This window comes from Cupriavidus sp. USMAA2-4 (genome assembly GCF_001854305.1).
In the GTDB taxonomy this organism is placed as follows: domain Bacteria; phylum Pseudomonadota; class Gammaproteobacteria; order Burkholderiales; family Burkholderiaceae; genus Cupriavidus; species Cupriavidus malaysiensis.
In genome coordinates this window covers 55,729-79,269 of the sequence record NZ_CP017748.1, presented here as the reverse complement: position 1 = coordinate 79,269, position 23,541 = coordinate 55,729, and the positions used below count along the sequence as shown (strand labels likewise).

Annotated in this window: 25 protein-coding genes; 11 read left to right on the top strand and 14 right to left on the bottom strand. The window is 62.7% G+C overall.

Annotated elements, in window-relative coordinates; all coding sequences use genetic code 11:
- The first annotated feature begins 32 nt into the window (after positions 1-32).
- The 3 genes from msuE (at position 33) to BKK79_RS00410 (ending at position 2,864) form a co-directional block, all read left to right on the top strand.
- Entirely contained in the window at positions 33-614 is a 582-nt protein-coding gene (msuE, locus tag BKK79_RS00420; protein ID WP_071013032.1) for an FMN reductase, read from the top strand.
- Between the two features lie 45 nt (positions 615-659).
- Positions 660-1,643, top strand: coding sequence for a DUF1852 domain-containing protein (locus tag BKK79_RS00415; protein WP_071036709.1), 984 nt, complete (start codon positions 660-662; stop codon positions 1,641-1,643).
- Positions 1,644-1,838: 195 nt separating this feature from the next.
- Positions 1,839-2,864: a methionine synthase gene (locus BKK79_RS00410; protein ID WP_071013036.1), complete on the top strand. Its 1,026-nt coding sequence runs from the start codon at positions 1,839-1,841 to the stop codon at positions 2,862-2,864.
- A 288-nt stretch (positions 2,865-3,152) separates the two neighbouring features.
- Here the strand turns inward: BKK79_RS00410 and BKK79_RS00405 are convergent, their stop codons facing one another.
- The 3 genes from BKK79_RS00405 to BKK79_RS00395 form a co-directional block, all read right to left on the bottom strand.
- A complete protein-coding gene (locus tag BKK79_RS00405; RefSeq protein WP_232346241.1) occupies positions 3,153-3,743 on the bottom strand; it encodes a DJ-1/PfpI family protein in 591 nt (196 codons plus the stop codon).
- Positions 3,744-4,356: 613 nt separating this feature from the next.
- The gene (locus BKK79_RS00400; protein ID WP_083384083.1) at positions 4,357-4,824 is read right to left on the bottom strand and encodes a MaoC family dehydratase; all 468 of its coding nucleotides are present in this window, start codon (positions 4,822-4,824) and stop codon (positions 4,357-4,359) included.
- A gap of 12 nt (positions 4,825-4,836) precedes the next feature.
- Positions 4,837-5,088, bottom strand: a complete 252-nt coding sequence (locus tag BKK79_RS00395; protein ID WP_157128318.1) for a hypothetical protein — start codon at positions 5,086-5,088, stop codon at positions 4,837-4,839.
- Between the two features lie 352 nt (positions 5,089-5,440).
- Here BKK79_RS00395 and BKK79_RS00390 point away from each other — a divergent pair, with 352 nt between their 5' ends.
- Positions 5,441-6,313 carry a carbon-nitrogen hydrolase family protein gene (locus tag BKK79_RS00390; RefSeq protein WP_084084824.1) on the top strand — a complete coding sequence of 291 codons (873 nt, stop codon included), beginning with the start codon at positions 5,441-5,443 and terminating at the stop codon, positions 6,311-6,313.
- On the opposite strand, the gene BKK79_RS38615 is transcribed toward BKK79_RS00390, so the two are convergent.
- From BKK79_RS38615 to pdxR, 8 genes are all read right to left on the bottom strand, one after another.
- Positions 6,243-6,905, bottom strand: coding sequence for a hypothetical protein (locus BKK79_RS38615; RefSeq protein WP_157128317.1), 663 nt, complete (start codon positions 6,903-6,905; stop codon positions 6,243-6,245). The two genes, BKK79_RS00390 and BKK79_RS38615, sit on opposite strands and share 71 nt — an antisense overlap.
- A 241-nt stretch (positions 6,906-7,146) precedes the next feature.
- Positions 7,147-7,431, bottom strand: coding sequence for a DUF3303 domain-containing protein (locus tag BKK79_RS00385; RefSeq protein WP_071013045.1), 285 nt, complete (start codon positions 7,429-7,431; stop codon positions 7,147-7,149).
- A 176-nt stretch (positions 7,432-7,607) separates the two neighbouring features.
- Positions 7,608-7,955 carry an MTH938/NDUFAF3 family protein gene (locus tag BKK79_RS00380; protein ID WP_071013047.1) on the bottom strand — a complete coding sequence of 116 codons (348 nt, stop codon included), beginning with the start codon at positions 7,953-7,955 and terminating at the stop codon, positions 7,608-7,610.
- 42 nt (positions 7,956-7,997) lie between these two features.
- On the bottom strand, positions 7,998-8,429 hold the full coding sequence (locus BKK79_RS00375; RefSeq protein WP_232346240.1) for a hypothetical protein: 432 nt from the start codon (positions 8,427-8,429) through the stop codon (positions 7,998-8,000).
- A 217-nt stretch (positions 8,430-8,646) separates the two neighbouring features.
- Positions 8,647-9,078 (bottom strand): PaaI family thioesterase, encoded by a 432-nt coding sequence (locus BKK79_RS00370; protein WP_071013049.1) that lies wholly within the window; start codon positions 9,076-9,078, stop codon positions 8,647-8,649.
- Between the two features lie 210 nt (positions 9,079-9,288).
- Positions 9,289-9,858 carry a peroxiredoxin gene (locus BKK79_RS00365; RefSeq protein WP_071036705.1) on the bottom strand — a complete coding sequence of 190 codons (570 nt, stop codon included), beginning with the start codon at positions 9,856-9,858 and terminating at the stop codon, positions 9,289-9,291.
- 222 nt (positions 9,859-10,080) lie between these two features.
- Positions 10,081-11,424, bottom strand: a complete 1,344-nt coding sequence (locus tag BKK79_RS00360) for a carotenoid oxygenase family protein (RefSeq protein ID WP_071036704.1) — start codon at positions 11,422-11,424, stop codon at positions 10,081-10,083.
- 402 nt (positions 11,425-11,826) lie between these two features.
- Positions 11,827-13,353 carry a MocR-like pyridoxine biosynthesis transcription factor PdxR gene (pdxR, locus tag BKK79_RS00355; protein ID WP_071036703.1) on the bottom strand — a complete coding sequence of 509 codons (1,527 nt, stop codon included), beginning with the start codon at positions 13,351-13,353 and terminating at the stop codon, positions 11,827-11,829.
- Between the two features lie 220 nt (positions 13,354-13,573).
- Between pdxR and BKK79_RS00350 the strand changes: the two genes are divergently transcribed.
- The 4 genes from BKK79_RS00350 to BKK79_RS00335 all read left to right on the top strand — a co-directional run bounded on the left by BKK79_RS00350 (position 13,574) and on the right by BKK79_RS00335 (position 16,054).
- A complete protein-coding gene (locus tag BKK79_RS00350; RefSeq protein WP_071036702.1) occupies positions 13,574-14,326 on the top strand; it encodes an SDR family oxidoreductase in 753 nt (250 codons plus the stop codon).
- 134 nt (positions 14,327-14,460) lie between these two features.
- Complete coding sequence (locus tag BKK79_RS00345) at positions 14,461-14,940, top strand: carboxymuconolactone decarboxylase family protein (protein ID WP_071036701.1); 480 nt, start codon at positions 14,461-14,463, stop codon at positions 14,938-14,940.
- A 4-nt stretch (positions 14,941-14,944) separates the two neighbouring features.
- Positions 14,945-15,349 carry a cupin domain-containing protein gene (locus BKK79_RS00340; RefSeq protein ID WP_071013066.1) on the top strand — a complete coding sequence of 135 codons (405 nt, stop codon included), beginning with the start codon at positions 14,945-14,947 and terminating at the stop codon, positions 15,347-15,349.
- Between the two features lie 39 nt (positions 15,350-15,388).
- Positions 15,389-16,054 (top strand): helix-turn-helix transcriptional regulator, encoded by a 666-nt coding sequence (locus BKK79_RS00335; protein WP_071036700.1) that lies wholly within the window; start codon positions 15,389-15,391, stop codon positions 16,052-16,054.
- A 19-nt stretch (positions 16,055-16,073) separates the two neighbouring features.
- On the opposite strand, the gene BKK79_RS00330 is transcribed toward BKK79_RS00335, so the two are convergent.
- Entirely contained in the window at positions 16,074-16,268 is a 195-nt protein-coding gene (locus BKK79_RS00330) for a hypothetical protein (protein WP_071013074.1), read from the bottom strand.
- Between the two features lie 621 nt (positions 16,269-16,889).
- On the opposite strand from BKK79_RS00330, the gene BKK79_RS00325 reads away from it, so the two are divergent.
- Entirely contained in the window at positions 16,890-19,970 is a 3,081-nt protein-coding gene (locus tag BKK79_RS00325) for a metallophosphoesterase (RefSeq protein ID WP_084084350.1), read from the top strand.
- Between the two features lie 65 nt (positions 19,971-20,035).
- Positions 20,036-21,220, top strand: a complete 1,185-nt coding sequence (locus BKK79_RS00320; protein ID WP_071036698.1) for a hypothetical protein — start codon at positions 20,036-20,038, stop codon at positions 21,218-21,220.
- Positions 21,221-21,382: 162 nt separating this feature from the next.
- On the opposite strand, the gene BKK79_RS00315 is transcribed toward BKK79_RS00320, so the two are convergent.
- A complete protein-coding gene (locus tag BKK79_RS00315) occupies positions 21,383-22,060 on the bottom strand; it encodes a nitroreductase (RefSeq protein WP_071013077.1) in 678 nt (225 codons plus the stop codon).
- Positions 22,061-22,185: 125 nt separating this feature from the next.
- Entirely contained in the window at positions 22,186-22,497 is a 312-nt protein-coding gene (locus BKK79_RS00310) for a hypothetical protein (RefSeq protein WP_071013080.1), read from the bottom strand.
- Between the two features lie 636 nt (positions 22,498-23,133).
- Here BKK79_RS00310 and BKK79_RS00305 point away from each other — a divergent pair.
- Positions 23,134-23,511 carry a RidA family protein gene (locus tag BKK79_RS00305; protein WP_071013082.1) on the top strand — a complete coding sequence of 126 codons (378 nt, stop codon included), beginning with the start codon at positions 23,134-23,136 and terminating at the stop codon, positions 23,509-23,511.
- The last annotated feature ends 30 nt before the right edge of the window (positions 23,512-23,541 follow it).

The window sequence follows — 23,541 nt, the reverse complement described above, 5'->3', positions numbered from 1 at the left end:
CATTGTTCGACTGCAGCCATCTGAAGGCAAAAATGACACGTCCACTTCGAGTCGTAGCGGTTTCTGGCGGACTGCAACGCCCCTCCAAGGCTGCAGCCCTGTCAGAGCACCTGCTGGATCTGATCGCCGACGAAATCCCGTGCCAGCAACGCCTGGTCGAACTGGGCCACCTCGCACCGCAGCTTGCCGGCGCGGTCTGGCGTTCCCAGCTGCCCGATACGGTGGAGCGCGAACTTGCAGCGGTCGAGCAAGCGGACGTCCTGGTGGTGGCAACACCGGTTTACCGCGGCTCTTACACGGGACTGTTCAAGCATTTCTTCGACTTCATCCACCAGGATGCCTTGATCGACAAACCCGTTCTGTTGGCAGCCACCGGCGGCAGCGAACGTCATGCCCTGGTGATCGACCACCAGTTGCGGCCGCTGTTCAGCTTCTTCCAAGCACGCACATTGCCGTTGGGCGTTTACGCGACCGACAAGGATTTCGTGGATTACCGCCTGCGGGACGAGGCCCTGATCGAGCGGGCAAGACTGGCGGTCCAACGGGCATTGCCGTTGGTCAAATTGACGCACCACGCCAGGCCCTCTCTGGCCGATGAAGTGGTTGTGGCCTGAAACAGGAATCGGCTTTTCTCTCAGAGATTAGGTCATGAGATCACAATGAACCAAGAACTTACCTTTCACCTCAAGAGCATTTGTTTCGATGAGAACTATCGCCCATCGGACAGCACCCGCATCACCACCAACTTTGCCAACCTGGCTCGAGGAAGGAGTCGGCAACAGAACCTGCGCAACACGCTGAGGATGATTGACAATCGCTTCAATGAGTTGGCGCATTGGGACAATCCGACGGGAGACCGCTACGCTGTCGAACTCGAGATCATCTCTGTCGAGATGAATATTGATACCGATAGCCGCAGCAATGCATTCCCGCTGATCGAGATCCTGAAAACCAGCATTCTCGACAAGACTGCGAGCAAGCGCATCGACGGTATCGCGGGGAACAACTTTTCCTCCTACGTGCGCGACTACGACTTCAGCGTCTTGCTTCCGGAGTACAACGCCCAGCGAGCGGAATTCAGCACGCCAGACAACTTTGGCGACTTGCATGGAAAGCTGTTCCAGCAATTTGCCAACTCGAGCGCGTACAAGGAGCGCTTCAGCAAGCCGCCTGTCATCTGCATCAGCGCCTCGACCAGCAAGACCTATCGGCGAACCGGGAACAAGCACCCCGTACTGGGTGTTGAGTACCAACAGAATGAACTGTCCTCAACCGACCAGTACTTCGCAAAAATGGGGATGCAGGTTCGGTTTTTCATGCCCCCGAATGGCGTTGCACCATTGGCGTTCTACTTTCACGGCGACCTGCTGGGCGACTACACGAATCTCGAGTTGATCGGCACCATCAGCACCATGGAGACCTTTCAGAAGATCTATCGCCCCGAAATCTACAACGCCAATTCTGCAGCAGGGAATCTCTATCAACCGAGCCTGAAGAACCAGGATTACTCGTTGACGCAGATTGTCTACGACCGGGAAGAACGCAGCCAGCTGGCTGTCAAGCAGGGGAAATTTGCCGAGGAGCACTTCATCAAGCCATACAAGAGCGTCCTTGAACGATGGGCTGCCGATTTCGCGCTCTGACCGGCCAGCATACATAGGCCATTCTTCCGGCATCTCGTCGGCCCAGCGCGCCGGAGCGAATATCGCTGCCTGGCGGCACTCGCATCGGCGCTGCCTGCCGTCCTGCCTCACATCACACACCATCCCGTGGCTGCTCTGGCAGAACGGTCCCGAAGTACGTTTGCCACACCCATCTTTCTTGAAAGGAACCCTCAGATGTTTGAAACCTCCATCGCCGGCAGCCTGCCGAAGCCAGCCTGGCTGGCTGAAACCAACAAACTCTGGCCTCAGTGGAGGGCTGAAGGCGATGCACTGCTCCAGGCCAAGGCCGACGCGACCCTGCTGTGGATCAAGGCCCAGGAAGACGCAGGCCTGGACATCGTGTGCGACGGCGAGCAATCGCGCCAGCACTTCGTGCACGGCTTCCTCGAGCAGGTCGAGGGCATCGACTTCGAGCACAAGGTGAAGATGGGCATCCGCGACAACCGCTACGACGCCATGGTGCCGCAGGTGGTTTCGGCCCTGCGCCTGAAGGGCCGCGTGCATGCGTTCGAAGCACAGCTGGCGCGCGCGCACACGAAGAAGAAGCTGAAGTTCACGCTGCCCGGCCCCATGACCATTGTCGACACCGTGGCAGACCGCTTCTACGGCGACAAGGTCAAGATGGCCTTCGCGTTTGCGGAATTGCTCAACCAGGAAGCGCTCGCGCTGCAGGCCGATGGCGTGGACATTATCCAGTTCGACGAACCCGCGTTCAATGTCTACATGAAGGACGCCGCTGACTGGGGCGTGCAGGCGCTCGAACGCGCGGCGCAGGGCTTGACCTGTACGACCGCGGTGCACATCTGCTACGGCTACGGCATCAAGGCCAATACCGACTGGAAGAGCACCCTGGGCGACGAATGGCGCCAGTACGAGGCGGTATTCCCCGCGCTTGCCCGCAGCCGCATCGACCAGGTGAGCCTGGAATGCATCCACTCCCATGTGCCGCCCGACCTGATGAAGTTGCTGGCCGGCAAGGACGTGCTGGTCGGCGTGATCGATGTGGCCAGCGACGTGGTGGAGACCCCCGAGGAAGTGGCTGACACCATCGGCCGGGCGCTGGAGTTCGTGCCGAAGGAGCGGCTGTTCCCGTGCACGAACTGCGGCCTGGCGCCGATGGCGCGGGACGTGGCGTGGCGCAAGCTGGAAGCGCTGGCAGAAGGCACGAGGCTGGCCAAGGAGCGGCTCACCACGGCGTGACGTCCACGCGGTCATCGCGACCAGTCATCCAGGTCGCGCCGTCGGTGGCGCGACACAATACACGCCTGCTGAATCGCCCGGCTTTTCCAAGCTTGCTTGACATCTCAAAGACCGTCGAGCGTTAGGTATGGCTGCTATGTGGCAGTAAGTGGCCCATCACGATTTGGGCCCAGGCTTCCGGCATTCCGAGTCTTCGATACCGATCGAACAGGGTTTCGCGTGGCATGATCGCCCCACAAATCTGATTTCAACTCATTGATTTCACTGAACCAATCCTAATGACGGTCATCAGGCAGGCTTGCGGTGCTCGGCCGCGTGCATCGCGAGGTAGGCTTTGAGGTTCCCGTCACTTATACCCAAGGTGCGCAAGATTTCGGCCATGAAGCTGACCGGGGCAGTGCCGGGAGCTGTGACGACGTGCTGATCGGCAACTGCATAAGGAACATCCTGATAGTGAGAGGCTCCGCGATAGTTCAGTTCCGACAGGTTTTCTGCCGAATTGGAAGTATGGCGGAGGTTGTCGAGCACGCCCGCTTGCGCCAGCACACGGGTACCGTCGCAAATGCCAGCGACGACGATGTTTCTTTCATGGGCAGCGGCAACAAGCGCTGCGATATCTGGGGCCATATCTGTTTTCCAGATAGTACCTCCACATACGATTAGCAGGTCAAGCTCATCGAGCAGGATGCTTTCGAGCGCCAAGTGCGGGGTGACGATCATGCCTCCGGAGGAGGTAACTGCGGCGCCATCGGGGGTGGCAAAGCGTGTATCGAAGCCGTAATAGGCACGACCAGTGGAATTGATCAGGGCGGTTTCCCAATCGGAGAAATCTTCGGTGAGAATAGTAATGGCACGAGTCATTGAAGTGTCCTTCTTCATGGTTTCCCACAGAGCCTTAAATCGTAATAGACACTACTGTCATTTCCTGTCAGTAGTGTTGGTTCCTGTGGAGGGATTTCCTTCATTTCGTACCGATCTTTGAGAAGAACGTTCTGGCGGCTGGCGATGTGGATGGCAATGGCACGAGACCAAATTGCGCCATCGATAAGGCTGCAAGTCCTGGCCAGAAGGGGATCACGATGCCCTTCACGACGCAAGCTACCAGGCCGGGCCGTTCAGGCTGGTCTACGAGTTGAGCCAGAAGGCCCGATCGTCATCAATACCGGCACATGCATCTGCGATAGACGCGAGTCTCTTGCACTGACTTATTCCAGGTTTCCCGGCGATGGCCTGGAGATTGTCGAAGAGGGGCAGGAGGAATGGGGGTCATCGAGGAGTTTGCCCTGCAAGCAGTGGATGCCCTGCCCGACGGTGCAAGGCCTTGACTTCAGGCGGCGCACGGCAAGGTGCTGGTATCCACTACCACCACCAGGTAGCGCCAGCTTGCGACGCTTCGCCGTTGCGGACCGGCGTGGCGAGCGGTAGCTTGGCGGTGGGCGTCCACCACCGAGCGCTTCGCCCCGGCCGCAGCGGACTCCTGCGCCGGCGGCGCTCAGAGCTTGTCCATCAACAGGACCAGCCCCTTCCCCTTGATGGCAATGCCTTTGGCATTGCGGACTTCGCCTTCCAGTTGCGCTAGGGTGCCTTTCATCTTCTCGCTCGGCGTCAGAGCCGATACGGTCCAGTGCATGCGCAGCGTGTCACCGGCGCGGATGGCGGACAGGAAGGAGAAGGAGAAATCGACGCCGACCATTGGCGTGATCTCAGAAAAGTGCGTCGCCACCATCGAGGTGAACAGGCTCATGATGTGCGGGCCGGCTGCAATGATCGAGCCGAACCGGGTCGTCCTGGCATAGTCCTCATCGTGGTGCAGAGGATTGAAGTCTTCGCAGAGCCCGGCGAACTTGGCAATGTCTTCGCGCGTCACCAACAGATCGCGGTGAAACGTATGCCCTGGGGCAATCACAGCGTTTCCGAATTGCATGGCAACCTCATCGAGAATGTAGTCTGAAACCAGCATCGTTGCTCTCCCCTACCTGAGCGGGCCGTCCGGGCTGTGCCAGATGCCGTCCAGGCGGCGCTCTGCGCGCGTGCCGGGATCGAGCTTGACCATAAAGCAGGGGTTCTCGACGACGTGCTCAACCGGCGAAAAGGCAGTCTCGCCGCTGCGCAGCTCGAAAGATAGCCCATCCCATCTGCTGTGCTCGCTCGACTGGAGCGCAGGCGCCCCGAACAATTGACGGACGTCGGCAGCGTTAGCGTCGTCGAACACCGGCAGGATCATCGATCGGCCCTCGCGGCAGTATTGGCACAAGAATGCGCGGACTCGGGACATCGGCATATGCGTCGTCGGCGCCAATACGCTGCGCCCAGGGCCATGCTGCCTTGTCCGCAGCTGTCGCGGCGGCATGGCCAACGAATTGTTCCATACAATTCAATCGTATTCAAATGTATTGTCGGATGGCAGCCTCGCTGGATAGGGTAGTCGGCGTTTTCCCGTGCTGAGCGTAGCAAGAAGCCGAAGGCAAGAGCCCATCACACTAGAGGCCCCAACCGACCAAAGCAACGTGTGAGAGACTCATCCCTCTACACCCCCTGCGCTTTGCATGCCCACAAAGCCCAACACACTCCTGGCCATGTCCTTGACCATCGCCGCAGCTCAGTCGATTTCCCTCGCTGGCAATATCCCCGCCAACGTCTCGCGCCATCTGAGCGCCATGCAGGTGGCGGAGAGCCATGGCGCCCAGCTTCTTGTGTTTCCGGAGCTATCGCTGACGGGATATGAAATGGCGATGGCGCGGGAGCTGGCGATTCGGCCGGATGATCACTCGTTGATCCCGCTCCGCGAACAGGCACGCCGCAGCGGCATGACGGCTGTGGTCGGTGCGCCGCTGCGGTCTGCCGACGATGACAGCGTTTTCATTGCTGCCCTGGTGCTTCGGCCCGACGGCTCTGTTGGCGTCTACACCAAGCAGTATCTCCATGCTGGCGAAGAGGTTGCCTTCACCGCTGGTGACGGTGGTCTCCCCCTGACGGTCGGGGACGCCTCGGTCGCGCTCGCTGTTTGTGCGGATTCCCTCCAGCCGGCGCATGCCGCCCGTGCTGCGGAGTCGAACGCAGACGTGTATGCCGTGGGTTCTGTCATCTCGACAAAGTCGTATCCGGCGGAGAGCGAGAGATTGCGGAGCTACGCTGTAGACCACGAGATGGCCGTCCTGCTTGCCAACCACGGTGCCATGACCGGCGGCTGGGCGTGCGCGGGACGCAGCGCAATCTGGGCCGCGGGCGGTGAGTTGATAGCCGCCGCGCCTGGCCTGGGGGAACGCCTGGTGATTGCCACGCGTGAATCGGGCCAGTGGAAGGGCCAGGTGGTGCCTTTGGCAGCGCAGTCGGCCGTTTCCCCCGCCGGCATCGTTGCCGCGCGCATTGGCTGGGCGGTCACGTCTGCGCCGGCAAGTCAATCGTCTGCGATGAAGTTTCCGTGCCGTGCTGCTTCAGCATGGCCTTGAGTCGCTCTGCCAGGGCTTTGGCGCGGGCCATGAAATCAGCATCGCTAACGGCATCACTACTGGCGGAGGTTGTTCTTGCGATCTCCAGGTAGGCATTGGCGTGGCTGTTAGCGCCCAGCGTCGAGGTATCCACGGACATTTGGCTTGTGGTCAGGTTGGTGTCGGATAGCCCGCCACCGCTGGTGCTGGGATCTGCGCCGCCCGCACCCGCTCCACCGGACAGCGTGAATCCTGAAGCCTCGCTTTGGGATACCGCCGGAGCCTGCTGGTCTCCTGCCCCCGTGTATTGACTCACAATGCCTTTCAATTCCTTCGCCATCTCGGCAAGGACTTTCGGCGGAAACCCGAGCATGTACAGGCGGCGCATCATCTCTTCCAGTTGCTCCAGGCGCTTCCTGGCATAAGCCTTTTCGCTGGCGGAGGCATCCTGGCTCAGCCGGCTCAACGCGGCACGGGTTTCTTCGTTGCGCTTCAGCAGTGCATCGAGAGAAGACGCAGTCTCAGTGGAAGCGGGCTGTGTCTGCCCCGAGGATTTCGGTGCGTTGGAATAGGGCAGTTCCCCGTTGCCAAGGGAAGAGATGGAAGTGAGCATGGTCAGGCGTCGCCGGTTCTTGTTTGTTGGCTCCAGATTTCGCTGGTGGAGCTTCTAGGTATCGAATCCTTTTTACGGACGTTTCTTGCCTGGATGTAGTGCGAATTTGCGTGAAGCGTATCGATCCGCCTCGACTCCCGACATCACGCTTGCTGCCATGCTCCAACCCGGTCCGCGTCCGTCATGTCGCCCGCTTCTGCGCCGTGTTGCTACGCAACAAGCGCCTGCTCGGTTGCCTGCCCTACGTCCTGGCGACCCGCCCGAGGACGGCGGCCAGCTCGGCGTCTTCCAGGACCGGCATGATCTCCAGTTCCATCAGGTCGCTCCACTGATAGGCGAACGCGGTGAGCTTGGCCGCATCGTCGGTTTCGAGCAGACCGAAGCCCGACCCGAGATCGGCGCTGGTCCATCTGCCCAGCAGCCGGACGCCCTCCGGCGGCACCCCGCCGGTTCGCAGGAAGCGCTCGATGGCTTCGGCGCGCTGCTCCGTATCCGGAGCCCAATGGAAGGTCATCATGAATTTCATGGCGGCATCTCCTGAGAGTGGGGCCTCCCCTCCTCCTGCTTCACTATACGTTCCGGCGCACCATGCGGATGCGATCGAACGCGACTCCGCACGTGGCGAGACGGGGTGTGACCTGCCGGGATACCCGGAATGCGCGCCGCCCGACGCCTGTCTCCCGGCGCGCACGGCTGGCGGCGCTAGCAGGTGAGATGCAGGATCGCGTTGGCGCCTTTGGGGTTGGCCTGGAGCGTCTCGATGGCGTCGGCGGTCGGCTGGATGACCAGCTCGACATGGCGCCTTTTGGCCTCGCGCTTCACCTCGTCCATTACCGGCAAGGCGCCGGCTCCGGTGCCGACCACGAGCTTGCTGCAGTTCCAGGGGATGTCTTCCTGGATCGATAGCGGCGTGTGGCCGAACGCTTCGCGGAACGGCTTGGAGGGGCCCTTCCTGCGTTTGCGGACCTTGCCGTGGTCGATGATGACGTCGTGGTCGTATGTGACGCCGTCGATACGGATGGTGCCGAAGGAGAAGGATTCCAACCGCATGGGGGGCTCCGCGGCGCGTTGTGCAGCGCCTGATGCAACGCGTTATGCAGCGCGCTTCCCGGCGCGCTCGGCGGCGTGCTGCAGGCGGGCCTTCAGTTCCTGGCGTTCGGTGAAGGTCGGGTTGGCCTGCCAGCCGGCCAGTTCGTCTTGCCAGCTCTCCCACGCGTTCTCGTCGAACTCGAAGTCCTCATCCAGCCGCCCGCCGTCGCGCAAATAGGCGCCGGCCACCTGTGTGCCATTCCAGTAGGCAACGGCCACGTCGGAGAAATCGGCGGTGGTCCCGATCGGCATGTCGCGCAGCAACATCGCCAGGTTTGCCTTGAACGCTCGGAAGGCTGGGGAGGTCATGGCGGGCTCCGGTGCGGGGCGGAAGATGATGAAAGCTTGCACCGGATCTTCCGGCGCGTCAATTTGGCGCGTTGACCGGCGCTGCGTGGACGGATGCCGCGCGTGCGCCGATACCGACGGCGCCATGCGGCGTCATCCCCGGAGACATCCGCCCTGATCGGTGTAGAGCTTGCCAGGGTGGGTTCGCGGTCGACCGGACGGACCAGGCACGGCTGGTATCGCATCGATCGCGCCGTCGAAGGCAAGCGAGACGTGACGATCGGCAGCGGTCATGGCCAGCGCCAAGCGCACCACGCCGGCCGACAAGGCGATGGCGATGGCGATGGCTGCCGGGTTGCCCCGCTTACTTCTCTTTGGGCCAGAGGATCAGTTGCGTGTTGCGGAAGCTGGCGATCAGGGCATTGTCGCTACCGCGACGAACCTCGGCATCCCAGACCTGGGTGGTGCGTCCTTTGTGGATGGGGCGCGCGGTGCAGATCACGAGGCCTTCGCGGGCCGTTCCCAGCATATTGCTCTTGAGTTCCACGGTGGTGAATCCGCTGGCGCCCGCCGGCAGGCTGCGCACGGTTCCGTAGCCGCAGCATGTGTCCGCGAGCGACACGACCGTTCCCGCATGCAGGTAGCCATTCCAGGCGCCCAAGGCACGGCGCACCTCAAGCGTTGCCACTACCTCATCTGGCTCCACTTTGGTAAAGGTCATGCCAAGAAGACCGGGCAGGTATTCCGCACCGGATGCATTCCATTCTTCCAACGTAGCGGGGGGAGTAATTTCCATTGGTCACCTCGATGGCAGGTAGGGTGGTCAATCATACTAACGGCCTTCTCGGCCAGCTTTCGCGGCGATCGGGATATCGCGCGCTGTCGCGGCGGTTGCCGGCAGATCAACTGGTGGCCGGTCCCGATCGCTGAGATACGCCCTGCTCCGCCGCGCGGATCCACTCTCTGCAATGCACGGAAGCGGGATCGGCCAATGGATTCCAACGCGTCAGTTGCGTTGTTGCTGCAGCCAGTTGAGGACGTCTTCGGCGTTCTGGTCCGGCGGAAAGACGGGGTAGAACACATGTTCGATCACGCCCTGCCGGATGATCAAGGTAAGACGCTTGAGCAGCACCCTGCCGCCCGCTTCGAAGGTGGGAAGGGACAGCGCGTTCGTGAAGGCCCGCTCGTGATCGGACAGCAAGGGAAAGGGCAAATGCAGGCGCTTCGCCCCTTCACGCTGGTCCGCGGTGTCTTGCGTTGACAAGCCAAAGATGTGCGCCGCGCCCGCAGCTGCCAGTTCCTTCGCGTGATCACGAAATGCGCAAGACTGAGGCGTGCAACCAGGCGCGCCAGGAATCGTGAACCATCCATCGGTGATGGGCTGGTCGGGACGGTGCATGCGCGGAAATGCGTAGAGGACCGTACGGCCGCTCAAGTGGGAGAGATCGACCACATCCCCGTCGGTGGAGGTCAGTGCCACGTGCGGCAGCGGTTTTCCCGGCAGGTGTCGGGCCGCGCCGTCGTCAGTGGGTGCGGGCAGCGTCGACCAATCGACAGAAAAGACATGGCTCACCATTGCTCCTCTTCTCCTCCTCTCCTCAGGAACGCACAGCGTACAGCAATCGGATGCGTTCGCTGCTGGTATTGCACGCGCTACCGGCCACCCATTGGTGGGGGGCGCTTTGGCATGCGGTGGGGGCAGCGCCGTGCCCTGGCGGGTGGCGGCCCCGAACGGCGGAGTCTTCCTCGCATGCGCGAGCCGCCGAGCCAGCACCCGAGCGTCACGCGCGCCCGACGTTCAAGCAACGCTTCGACCTTGATGCGCCAACCACGCACCATGGAACCCGGCCGGAATCCGTGTCGGCAGATGCACGGTCGCAACCGGTCCGGCAGCAAGATCGCACGCATTCAGCACAATCACGTCGCTGGTATCGGTCGCGCGTCGGTACACGCAACACAGCAACCATCCGTCATCTTCCGCCGTCGCTGTCCGTCGCGGCACGAACACCGGCTCACTGTTCTGATCCCCCGGCGGCACCGCATACCGTTCGAGCGTGCCGCGGTGCCAGTCGTACCGCACGATCCCGCGCAGTTCGACCGGGGTCGGCTGCTCGGCGGCATAGCCATACCGATACGGCCGGCCGGTCCACTGCTCGTTGATCCGCGGCAGCTCGATCCCGTCTTCGCCGACCTGCGTTTCCTCGACCGTCCCCGACTGCAGGTCGATCCGATACCGCCACAGCACCCCGACCGGGTTGTCCTCGAACGCACCGCCGTCTGCCGTGAGCCGCAGGAACCACGGATAGCGGACGGCATCGAGCACGATCGTCGTTTCGTCCGCGTCATAGGCATTGACGACATGCTGGATGAAACACGGCGCGATCTCGAACCATCGCACCTCGCCGCCGTGACGCGGGATCACACCCAGCCGTGAGCCGCGTTCGTGATGCCAGCGCAACGGCATCCGGTGTCCGCGCGCGAGCATGGCGAAGTCATAGCCGACGTTCAGATCGAGCAGGATGCTGTACGTCTCGGTGATCGCGATGTCGTGCATCATCGACGGGGCCGGCAGCGCGATCTCGACGTCCACGGTCGGTTCCCCCCTCGCGTCGGACACGCCATAGCGCAGGAACGGCGCCTTCCAGTCGGCGCGGAACGTCACCAGTTCACCAGTGCGCGGATCGATCTTCGGGTGCGCGGTCATGCCCGTCGCGATGCCCGGATGCCGACGCGCCGGCCCGAGCGTGTCGAGCGTCGAGGTGATTGCCAGCGGCGCGCCGCCTTCGGCCAGCGCGAGGGTTTCGCCGGCGTGCCGGATCACGTTGACGTTCGGATTGGTATCCGGCCACGTCGACATACTTTCTGGCGCATGCGCGCGCGCCCATCGTTGCGTGCGCAGCCAGCGGTTACGGTAGCCGCCCACTCGGCCACGCTCGAATGCGATCCCATGCAGCATCGCGGCCTCCGGCCACCACGACAGCACACCGTCGCCCTCGAATCGCCCCGACAGCGGGTTGGGGCCGTTGCGCACCAGCACGCCATCGAGATCGTCCGGCACCGTTCCCGTCACGCGCAGCGCGGTGAGCTCCATTTCATGCGCAACCGGCGCGACGGCGCCGGCGTTCAGGTCGAAGGTCGTCATCGGCGTTCCCCGTGGGTGACAGCGCGGCTCACAGCGCGGTGCCGAAGCCGGGCGCGAAGGCAGGGGCGCGGACGTCGGACGGCCCGGCTGGCAATCGGTTCGCCGCAATTCGCACGATCGTCTGCGAGCAACGCGCGCGCCGCCTCCTCGAAGCCGCGTCGTAGGCCACCGGCCATTGCGGGCACGAAGGGATACGTGCACACGCGTGCGATGTGGACTGAAGGTATGGGAAGAGTTGTGGGAAGAGGAATCATGGCGGGCATCCCTGCTGTGAAGCCGCCAATTTATATCCGGGTAAAATAATTGTCAATATTACCCGGATAAAATCAGGAGAGCGTCACGCCGATGCAGCGGAGGCATGCAGTGCTCCGTGAAATCGGGATTCGGGGTCTGCCCCGCGCCTCAGCCATCCAGGCATGAGCGCAACGTTCGAGCGAGACGGGCCGCTTCCTTGGCATCGGCGATGTTCGCGAAGCCGATCACGAGGCCACGCGGCGTGCGCCGCATACGGCCATTCGCGTACCAGATCGACAGCGGCAACACGGCCAGCCCCGCCTCGCGGGCCCGCGCGGCAACGGCGACATCGTCGACCGGGCCGTCGGGGCCTTCGGTGAACCGCACCGCGAACTGGATTCCGCCGGGTGGCAGTTCGACGCTCAGCCGCTCGCCGAAGGCCTGTTCCAACGCGTGCGCAATCAGCATGCGCCGCTGACCGTACAGCGCACGCATCCGCTTCACATGCCGGGCAAAATGCCCCTGCTCCATGAAATCGGCCACGGCAGCCTGCCATACCGCCGGCGAGCCGGCATTCATGCTGCACGCCACCCGCCCGACGCGCTCGACCGCACGCTCCGGCACCACGGCATACGCGAGCCTCAGGCCGGGGAACATCGCCTTGCTGAACGTGCCGCAATAGATCACGCGATCTTGCCGATCAAGGCTTTTCAACGCCGGCAAGGGCCTGCCCACATAGCGGAACTCACTGTCGTAGTCATCCTCGATGATCCAGCGCGAAGCCTTCTCCGCCCAATCCAGCAGCGCCAGGCGCCTGGTGAGCGACAGCATGTGTCCGAGCGGGCTTTGATGCGATGGCGTGACCAGTGCGAAGCGCGCCCCCGGGTCCAGTTGCATGCCGCGCTCGACGTCGATCCCTTCGTCGTCCACCGGCACGGGCACGAACTGCACGCCGGTCTCGGCCAGAAAATTGCGCGCGAGCAGATAGCCGGGATCCTCGAACCACATGCGGTCGTTCGGCTGAGCGAGACTGCGCAGCACGAGTTCAAGCGTCGCGCGGTAGCCACCGGTAATGAAGACCTGATCGGGCAGGCACGTGACACCGCGCGACAGACCGAGATAGGTGGCAATGCGTTCACGCAGCGGCCGGTAGCCCATCGGATCCGGGTAGGCGAGCATCGTGCGTTCGCCGCTGCGCACACGACGCGAGACCAGGCGGCTCCATATCTTGCGCGGGAATGCGTCCAGTGCTGGCAGCCCTGGCTGCAACGGCCGCGGCTCGCCGCTCATGGCAACGGTGATCGCCACCTGGCGCGGCATCGGCCGGCCATGTGACGCGTCCGGTGTCTTCGCCGTGCCCGCTCCTTGGGCAGCCGGCCGGCCGCGCGAGCCCTGGCGACCCTTTCCATCCGCGGAAGGCATCACTGACGCCGATAGCGAAGTCGAAACGAACGTGCCGGCAGCGCCGCGCATCTCCAGGTAGCCCTCGTCGACAAGGATCGTATAGGCCAGTTCGACCGTGCCTCGCGCCGTGCTCAATTGCGTGGCGAGGCCGCGCAGCGCGGGCACGCGGTCACCCGGACGCAGGAGGCCTGCCGCGATCGCGGTCTTGAAACGCTCGCAGATCTGCAGATAGATCGGCAACGGCTTCCCGCGGTCGATCTCGATGGCCAACGCGGGAGTACGGGTGCTCATGCCAGCCTCGCGGACAAGGAGGAGGAGCCAGAGCAACTTGGCCTAGTCATATCGATCATTCTTGACCCTTATTGATAGGTCATGATTGTTACATACTGCCCCTGGGCGATGCGGCGGCGAGAACGATGCCTTTGCGCAGCGCCCCAGCCATCGCGCATTCCACGCGTTCCTCACGTTCCTCACGTTCCTCGTGTTTCTTTATCCCTCTGGAGAACCTGCCATGAAGGTCGTCGTAATCGGTGGTTCGGGCCTGATCGGCTCACGTCTGGTCACCTTGCTCAGCGAAGCAGGCCACCAGGCGCTCGCCGCCTCTCCCCGTACCGGCGTCAACAGCGTGACGGGCGAAGGTCTGAGCAATGCGCTCATCGGCGCGGACGTCGTCGTGGATGTGACGAACGCGCCATCGTGGGAACCTCAAGCGGTCCTCGACTTCTTCCGCACCTCGGCGCGCAACCTGGGCAAGGCCGAGGTGGCCGCGGGCGTGCGCCATCACGTCGCGCTGTCGATCGTCGGCACCGATCGCATGCCTGAGAACGCGTACTTCGCCGCCAAGGTCGCGCAGGAAGCGGCGATCGAAGCGGCCGGCGTGCCGTATTCGATCGTACGCGCCACGCAATTCATGGAGTTCATCGGCAGCATTGCGGACTTCAGTACGGACGGCGGCACCGTGCGTGTCGGCGACGGACTGTTCCAGCCGATCGCCGCGGACGACATCGTGGCGATCCTCGCGCAGCTCGTGCTCTCCGTGCCGCTGAACGGCAGCCTTGACATCGCTGGCCCGGATCGGGCGCCCTTCGCCGAGATCATCGCGCGTTATCTGAAATCGGTCGGCGACGCACGCCCCGTCGTCACGGACCGCAATGCGCGGTACTACGGCGGGCTGGTCGAGGAACTGTCACTTGTGCCGCTCGGCGACGCGCGCATCGGCCGCATCAGTCTCGATCAGTGGCTCGCTCAAGCTAAAGCGGCTTGATTGCGGCTCGATTGCGGCTTGCTGCCCTGCGAAGCCCATCGTTTCACCGCTCGTTTCACCCCTCCTTTCGTTCAGCGGGACATCGCCACGATATGCCGCCAGACCCAACCCCTGCCCTCTGCCAGGAGAACATCATGACGCCACGCCTTAACTATTTTCAGCAATCGCCCGAGCTGTCGAAGAAGCTCGTGGAGCTTGGCACGCTGCTCCAGAAGACGACGATCGAGACCCACATCCGCGAACTCGTCGAGCTTCGCGCGTCGCAGCTGAATGGTTGCGCGTTCTGCGTCGACATGCACGTCAAGATGGCGAGGATCCACGGCGAGCGCGAACTGCGCCTGCATCACGTGGCGATCTGGCGCGAGTCGTCGCTGTTCACGCCCCGTGAACGCGCCGCGCTGGCATGGACCGAGGTGCTGACCCGTATTCCCGCCCACGGCGTGCCGGACGACGTCTACGACAGCGTGCGTGCCGAGTACTCCGAGAAGGAGCTGTCGGATCTCACCTTCCTGGTGGGCGCGATCAACAGCTGGAACCGGCTGAACGTGGCCTTCCGCATGGTGCCCGGCTCGTCCGACAAGGCGTTCGGGCTCGACAAGGCCGGCCTGGAGTGATGCCATGAAGCGGATCGTTTCCTTCGTTGCCACCCTGATGTGTTTGTGCCCGATGGCCGTGCGGCCGGCCATGGCCGCGCCGCAGGCGAGCGTGACATCGCTGCGTTCGGAGCCGTTGCCTGAGTATCCGGGCAAGGAAGTCCAGATGATCGTGGTCGACTATCCGCCTGGCGCGGTCGACCCGGTGCATCGCCATGACGCGCACGCCTTCGTCTATGTGCTCGATGGAAGCATCGTCATGGGCGTCAAGGGCGGCAAGGAGGTAGCGCTCAAGGCGGGCGATACGTTCCACGAGGGCCCTGACGACATCCATACGGTCGGGCGCAATGCCAGTTCCACGCAGCCGGCAAGATTCGTCGTGTTCCTGATCAAGAACAAGGGCGCACCGATCCTGACCCCGGTGAAGTAGAAAAGCCGTCTTTCGCGGGCACCGGGAACAGCTGGAGGCATGACAACCCTCCCCTGCAGCCAGTCGAGCGTTTCCCTGCTGCCGGCGGGACGTCAGTTGGGCATTCGCAACTATCCGGGCGCGCAGGGTCATTACGTCGCCGATGTCGTGAGCTTTCCTGCCCAGGCATTGCAGGCGTTCAGCCTGCGCTACCGCGAGCAGATCGGCAACTGGCCCGGACACACCTCGGACCTGTGCGTTCCGCTGGACCGGCACACCGCCTTGGCCTGGGACAACCTGCTGGAGTGCATTGCCAGCGATGCGCCGGATGCCCTGCGCAGCCACTATGGCGAAGCCGTGCTATTGGCACTGGCCCTCGGCGGCTGGGCTGCACCGCTGCTGCTGGACCGGCGCGATCCATTGTGCGAACGCGTACAGCACATCCTCATGGGCAATCCGGCGCGGGACTGGACAGTGGCTTGCGTCGCCGAACGACTGAACCTCGGGGCCTCGACCTTGCGCAGGCAACTGGCAAACGAGGCCAGCAGCTTCAGCAAGCTCCTGGAAAACGTCAGGCTGGGAATAGCCTTGCAATGGCTGCAGACCACCGCGCGCCCCATCGGGGAGATCGCCGCAGCCAGCGGCTATGCCTCGGCATCGCGCTTTGCCGCGCGCTTTCGCAAGCATTACGGACTGTCGCCCAGAGCATTGCGGACGGCGATCTAAGCGCGGTCCGAGATCTGCCTCAGGAACCGGTCGTCCGACGCTGACGATAGACGGTCACGCCGTCTTCTTCGCGCGCGGCCAGCGCATTGCGCGCGCCGCAGATCGGGCAGCGGAACAGCGGGCCCTGGCCCTCGTTGACGACGACCACTTCGGTGGACTCCCAGCGGGTTCCGCACGATTGGTTCTGGCAGGTGTAGTAGATGGGCTTTTTCATTTGCGCGGATCGTAGCACGAGATGCGGCGCTTGCCGGGATTCTGAGCCAAAGGGGCCGATCCAGCACATCCAGTACGGTGTCGCCTGGCCGATTTCGCAGCACATCCCTAAAGGCCATATAGCAGCGTTCGCCAATGTAGCCCCTCGACTTCACGTTCGCATTCGCGGACCGTGGATCTGTAATACATCCCGCCCCAACACCAAAAGAAGCAGGATGGGTACGAGCACATAGCTCACTGCCTTCAGGATTCGTTTCATCGCCTGAACTCCAAGACCATCGGTAACGGTACAGGGTAAAGCCGGCACCCGGTCGTATGCCTCCCCGTCAGTTCAAGTGGATGACTGTGTCCGGGGATTCAAGGAGCCGCTCCATTCACAAGTTATTCACAGGCAGGATCCTAGAGGTTTATGGGGGGCGGACTTCGCGCAAGCTGGACCCAACGCCTTGGATCGCGGTGGAGAGGAGGAATTTCTGCCAAAGGCAGACAAATTCAGGAATCGTCCGATAGGAATCGGGTTGCTTGCGGAGTAGCCTTTTCGGGCTACTCCGCATCGCTGGCTGGTACGTCATGACGATGCGCCCGTGCATCGCCGATACCCGGCTAACGACCATTGCCCAATATGAGTCCACCGGAATTCACCGCCGCCGAGAGGGTGCGCATCGCCCGCACCAGTGTCACGCATGAGCGGAAGCTCGAAGGGTGCGTGGACTGCGAGGAAAAGGCGCCTATCCGTGCCATCATCCTCAGTCCCAGTCTGGGTACGCCCTTGGTCCTGCCGCCCAAGCAGACCCGGTGCAGCCTCTTTATCGCGGCTGAGGCCATGGCAGAGCAGTACTTCGGCGTGGGCAAGCCCGTGCAGCCCGTTGAGTACTACGGCCGCAAGATCATCAAGGCCAAGTACGGCCCCGTCTTCGTGGACCGCCATCTGCGCCTGTACCCGATCCAGGGCAAAGGGACTGCGGCCGAGCCCAAGGACACCATGCTGTTTCGGGACGGCAAGGCCGCCTCTCGCGCCATGGAGGTGGTCAACGTCTGGCAGGTCGGCCGGTTTCATGGCGGGCTGATGGTCGATCACCGTGGCGAGCCGGTGGCCATCATCCGCCCGGAGACAGTCAGGCTGTACAAGGACATGACGCATGTCTACGAGATTGACATCGATCTCGCGACGTTGCCCGACAAGCCCGACCTCACCCTCATGCACACCTTCGCGTGGATGGTCCCGGTGCCGTCCAGGTATGCGCAACGTCCGGAGGTCAAGGGCGTACAGGCCTGGGAGTACCAGGATCAGGTGATTCTGGATTTCCTCGACGCGCAGGCGAAATCCGAGCAACAGAATGGTCAGAACCACGTGCCGCGCTTCTATGAATACGATGTGGACAAGGCCACGGCATTCGCTTTACCGCCGCTGAAGGCCGATACCGTACACCGCCTGACGGCGTGGCATCCGGTCATCCAGAAGCCGAACGCTACCTTGAAGCTCGGACACCTGTCGGATGTCCACGTCAACGTTCGCCACCTGGCCCTGCAGAAGTCTCCGGCGTGCCTGATCGAAACTACCGATGGCACGCCAGTGCCGGGGACGCCTCCGACTCCACGCGCTTCCCATCTGTGCAATAGTTTCCTGGCGCTGCGTGATCTGATCGAACAGTTCGGCAAGGCAGGCCGCGCCGACGCACTGGTGATCACCGGCGATCTGATCGACTTCAACCGCAACATTGTGCCGGCGGAAACTGGCAGTACCATTGCCGAGCAGTGGAACGCCTTCAACGTCCTCAACCAGATCCGCAATGGGAAACTCTACCAGCGCGGCGCGGATGACATGCTGCTCTATTCGCTGCTGCGCCATGCCTATCGGGACCTGAAGCTGCCGGTGTTCCTGACGACCGGCAACCATGAGGCCTACGCGGTGCCGTACGGAGTATCGCCACGCACCAACCCGTGGGTCGCGACGGCCGGCGCGCTGGAGCAAGTCGGGGCGCTCAAGGGCACGCACGGGCCGCGAGCGATCGACCCCGCCAAGATCGAGGATCTCGGCAAAGTGGCCAGCGCCGGGGCCGGGATCCTCGGCGGGATCCTCGGCGGACCTCTCGGTGGTCTCGCCGGCCGTGAGTTGGGCAAGCACGGCAGCAGCAAGGCGGCGGACAAAGCCGCCGAAATCTACCAGGACTTCGATCGCGCCAGCGATTGGGCCGAGGCCAAGGCGAACGCCGGGATCGCGGCGGACCACAACCTCACCCTCTACGAAATCTGCCTGGCGTATGGCCCCACCTATGCGCAGGTCCTCACGGCAAAGAACTTTACGCCCGCGAACTTCGATTGGTTCTTCACCCTCATCACGCCCCTCTCGGACTGGCGCCTGGATTACGGGCCAAGACAGACGCTGCTCGGCCTGGACTGGGGCAGTGGCGAAAACTATCTCAATCCCCTGGGAGGCATCGACAAGCTCCCCGAGGTTGACGACAAGATCCGCTGGGTAGCTGAACATCTGCCCAGTCGAGCCGACAAACAGGGGCTCGGTATCCTCCCCCGGGCAACGCAATCCCTCTCAGAAGAACAGAAATTCCTGCTGCAAGGCGGGCGCCGCCGCAAGCGCGACATCGGCGCCAGCCTGACCGTGTTCTCGCACTTCACCATCGTCAACTATGACGGCGCGATTGAACTCTCAAAGCAAGGCCGCCAGATCGAACCCCAGCAGAGCCCCAATGCTCTGAAGACGATGCGCTTCGAGGACAACGCCGGGGGCTGGAACCTGAATAATATGGGAACCTGCGAGCGCAATGTCGACTGGTATTTCCACACCTGCGTGGCGGGTCATGACCAGCCCAACCATGACAAGGTGGACTATCACCTGAGCGGGCACTCCCATCGCGCCGGGGTGTACACGGTGGGACTGCAGCATGGTGGAAAGCTGGTTCAGGTGCGCAGCGCCTTCGACCCCGGACTGTCCGCCACGCAGAGTACCAACAAGCACGGCGGCCCCACCAAGCTGATCGTAAGTTCGTCGGGTGGCCCGCTTGGCACGCAGAACCTGAACGGCGAACTGAAGCAATGGTTGCTGACGGCACCGTCCGGCACGCTGCTCAACGAAGCCGACGCCACGCCCATCCGCCAGGTCAGGACCGAGGCGGGCAACGGCAAGCCGCGCCTGGCGGTGGCGCTCGATTATCTGCACGTCGACAAGGTGGAGACGCCGCTGGTGTGGGTGCCACCCGCCAACGGCCCGCTGCCGCCCACCTCCTGGACCATGCAGGTTGGCCCGCTGACCGATGCGCTGCAATGTATCGACAAGGTGAGATTCTGGGTCTTTATCGCGGCCACGAAGAATTCCGCCGGCAACTGGACCCAGATTGACGCCCTGCTTAAGCCAGCAACGGACTGGCGAGCACAGCCCCGTCCGGGTAGCTATGTCATGGCCGCCCCTCTTCAACCGCTGCTGGTGCGCTTCAACCCCTCGACGTGCCGCATGTTCTGCGAGGTCTTACTGAAGGGGCCGACCTGGCCCAAGGGCGCGGAGAAGCTCGAAGGGATGTTCGATGTGGCGAGTTCCTGGGTGTTTCCCGTTGACTATCAGCATGGGCTGATTGCCCGGCGGCTGGGGGAACAGGGGGAGGTGCCGGATTGGAAGTGGTTGACTCTGATGCATCGATCTACCAAGCGATATCCAGAGAAGGACGCAGTCACTGGAGTGGACCGTAAGTGATCTCGCGCCGCCATATTCTTCGATTGCTCGCCGCCGCTGGACTGACTCTCACTGGATGCAAACGCATGACCGCCAAGAACATCGACCGGATGCCCCATGAATTTGCCATGCTTACCGACCCCGAGCTTCGTAGAACGACGCTGGGCGATCAGCCGCTCAAGATCAGCGGGGCGGACTTCGTCACGCTCGAAGCGTTCTATGAAGCCACCTGGGAAAACGTGCACTTCTACGACTGCATCTTCTACGGGATGACCCGGCTGAGCCTGCTCAAGAATTGTGTCTTCGAGCGATGCCAGTTCCCGGGATCGAACTTCCAGGGCTATGGCTGGGATAACGTGCTGTTCGTGCGGTGCGATACCCTCGGTGAGGTGGCGGTCATGGGGGGCAAGGAAAGTAAGAAAGTCCGCTTCGTCGAATGCGATTTCGGTGGAACCAAGGAGGACCCCAATCACTGGGGTGCGGTGGGCACGTGGGCGGGTGATATTTCATTCGAAAGCTGCACCGGCAAGTTCACGAACGTATTTGGTAGAGATACGGTCTCATACAAGGACTGTCGATTCGGTAGTATTGAGCTGAGGGGGGGAAGCTATGACTACAAGACCAGCACCACGTACCCTGCCAGGATAGAGCTCGACAACGTCAAGAGCGATGGAAGACTACGGCTGGGAGATAACGTTACGTCCCTCACCGTCCGCAACAGCGCCTTTGCGCTGCTCGACATAGCCCAGCTTCAAGCGACCGGTGCCGTTCGATTCGAGAACGTCACCGCCAACGGGATCGCCGCCAATGGGATCGATGCGGAGAGCTTCACGATGTCCGACGTGGTTCTTACCGGAGATGGGCTTATTGGCTTGCAGAACACAGTCATGGATGCCGGGCGCATGTGCGCGGACGCCATCCTGCTAGAACGTGTGAGATGCAGGGCGAGCAAAGCCTCCATTGCGCTTAGTGGCGCCGGTGTGCGCGAAAAGCTGGACCGGTCCCAAACGGCCATACCGCAGATAACCCTTCGCGAGTGCGCGATGCCCGAAATTGAACTGCAAGCCATCAATGCCCACAACGTGGCAATTGAGAAGGTCGACGCACAGACCGCGGACTTCTCCGAAAGCACGATCGGCTCGCTGACACTCAACGGGACAGGCATCGTGCGCAGGATCGATTTCACCAAGGCACGCATTGAGCAGATCAGCGGGCTGGTTCGATATACAACCCAGGAAATCGTGACCGAGGGGAGCAACGTCAGGCTATGAGCGCGGCCAGCAGTGTCTACCTGTCATTGAGAAGAAGGTGGAAACAGACGCACACGCCGAGGATATTCTCGACGCGTTCGATTGGAGCGTTGCCGCCCCACCCTCCTCGACTATGCCTGTTGCTCATGACGACGGCTGCTGCTGGCCGCGCCTGATCATTCGTCAGTCATCAAACCCGATGAACGTGGCGGCTTCCTCCACGGACTTTCTATGCGAGACCACCGCATTGGCGGGAAACGTCTCGTCCGGCCACCCCATGGCAATGCAGGTCTGGATCACCTGATCGTCCGGAATCGCCGCTTCCGCGCGAACCACCGGGGACTGCATGATGCCCTGGCTGTTGATGACGCAGCCCAGCCCGCGCGACCAGGCAACGTTGACGATGGCGTTGACGACGCCGCCGCAGTCGAACGGGGCGACGTCGCTGCCATGAATGGAGCGGTCATAGGTCACGATGATGGACACCGGCGCGTCGAACTGGCGAAAGCCGCGCAGCACCCATTCGCGCCGCCCTTCCTGGTCGTCGCGGGCGATGCCCATGGCGGCAAACAGTTGCTTGGCGACGCCGATCTGACGCTCACGGTGGGTACTGTCATAGGCCGGCCCGATGCGGAATTCGCGTGAATCCGGTACGCCGGCCAGGTTGCGTTCCACGTTACCTTGGCGAATGCGGTCCAGGGCGTTGCCGGCCACCACGTAGAAGTTCCAAGGCTGGGTGTTGTATGACGTGGGGGCGCGCATGGCCAGCGCCAGGATCTCCCGCACCAGTTCTTTCGGAACCGGCTTGTCCAGGTAACCTCGGATGCTGCGGCGTTGCTGAATCACTTCATCGAATTTCATGGTCTCCTCGCTGATTGTTATCGGTAGATGGGGGGCGGCAAGGAACGGGAAGGCCGCCCGAGCGGCGAAGCGTCTCAGGCGTCCATGCCGCGATCAAGCCGTGAGGCGGTCAGTGCCTTGGTTGCTCAGCACTCGCCCTTCTTCGCGTGTCCCGGTGGGCAGTGGTAGCCGCCATGCCCACGGTGTCGCTGCTCGTCTTCCCACTCGCGGCGCTGCCAGTAGCGGTGGCCGTCCCAGTAGCGGTCGCCGTGCCAGCCGATGACGATGGCGGGCGCGGGGGCGACCATGACCGGCGCGGGTGCGACCATGACCGGCGCCGGCGCGACGACGACAGGCGCGGGCACGCCGATGTTCACGTTGACGTCCACGGCATGGGCGAGGCCGGACAGCGAGAGGCCGACGCCGGCGAATGCAAGGGCAATCAGTGAGCGTTTCATGTTGTTTTCCCGAGTGTTGTAGAAGCGCGGCGCGACGAGGCGGGGCGTACGAGGCGGAAAGCCGGTTCCGTAGCACGACGCGGCGCCGTTGGATCGCAGTGTGCCGCCGTGCCGACGGGAAGGCGAGCGGATTTTGTTACGGCGGCTTGATCACGCAGTGGTGGCGCGGGGCCATGGCGCGCGCCAAACTGACAATACCGCACCGCAATAGGGCATTCGCCGTGGCGCAGCATGTTTGGAACGGCGGCCGGATTTAACGCTTTCAAACGGAACGCCATCAGGTGAACGTGACGCGAACGCCTTGTTAAAAAATGCCGCGCGGCCCGCGGCGAACCGGCGCCTGCCCGGCGCCCGCCCGGGCCGGACCCGGGTCACGCAGTGGATTGATAGGCCATACAGTAGCGACGGGCACTCCAAAGCTCAAATGAATTGTTCGCAGCCTCAGCATGCAACGCCTGCATGGCCGTCCGTCGCCCTGCACGTGAAGGCGAACGCGCGAGATCGCGGACCAAGTCGCTGGACGGCCGGCCGTGGCAGGCGTAGAAGAGCAGGAAGCCGATGGTTTTCCGTGAAGGGCCCTGCGCGATCTTCATCGCTGGCACGGGCCCATGAGTTCTCTTCCCGAGGGTGGCGAAAATGGCGATCGAGTCCTTTGCAGAGATCAACCCGGCTACGTGTGGCTTGCCGCGCTCACTGGCGACGAAGGCAGGCGGCTTTGTGTTCGTGTCCGGCCAGGTCGCCAGGGACGGAGACGGGCACATCATCCCCGGGGGGATCGAGGCGCATGCCCGCCAGACCTTGGAGAACGTCGCACAGGTGCTCGCGCTGGCGGGTTGCGCGCTCGAGGATGTTGTCAAGGTGACCGTCTGGCTCGAAGACGCCCATGACTTCGCTGAATTCAATCGCGTCTACGGCGAATTCTTTCCTCTCCACAAGCCATCGCGCTCGACTCTGCAGACCAGGAATATGGTCGGGAGCAAGGTAGAAATCGAGGCCGTCGCCTATAAGGCATGAAGCCGGAGCGTGCCCGACCATTGCATTCCT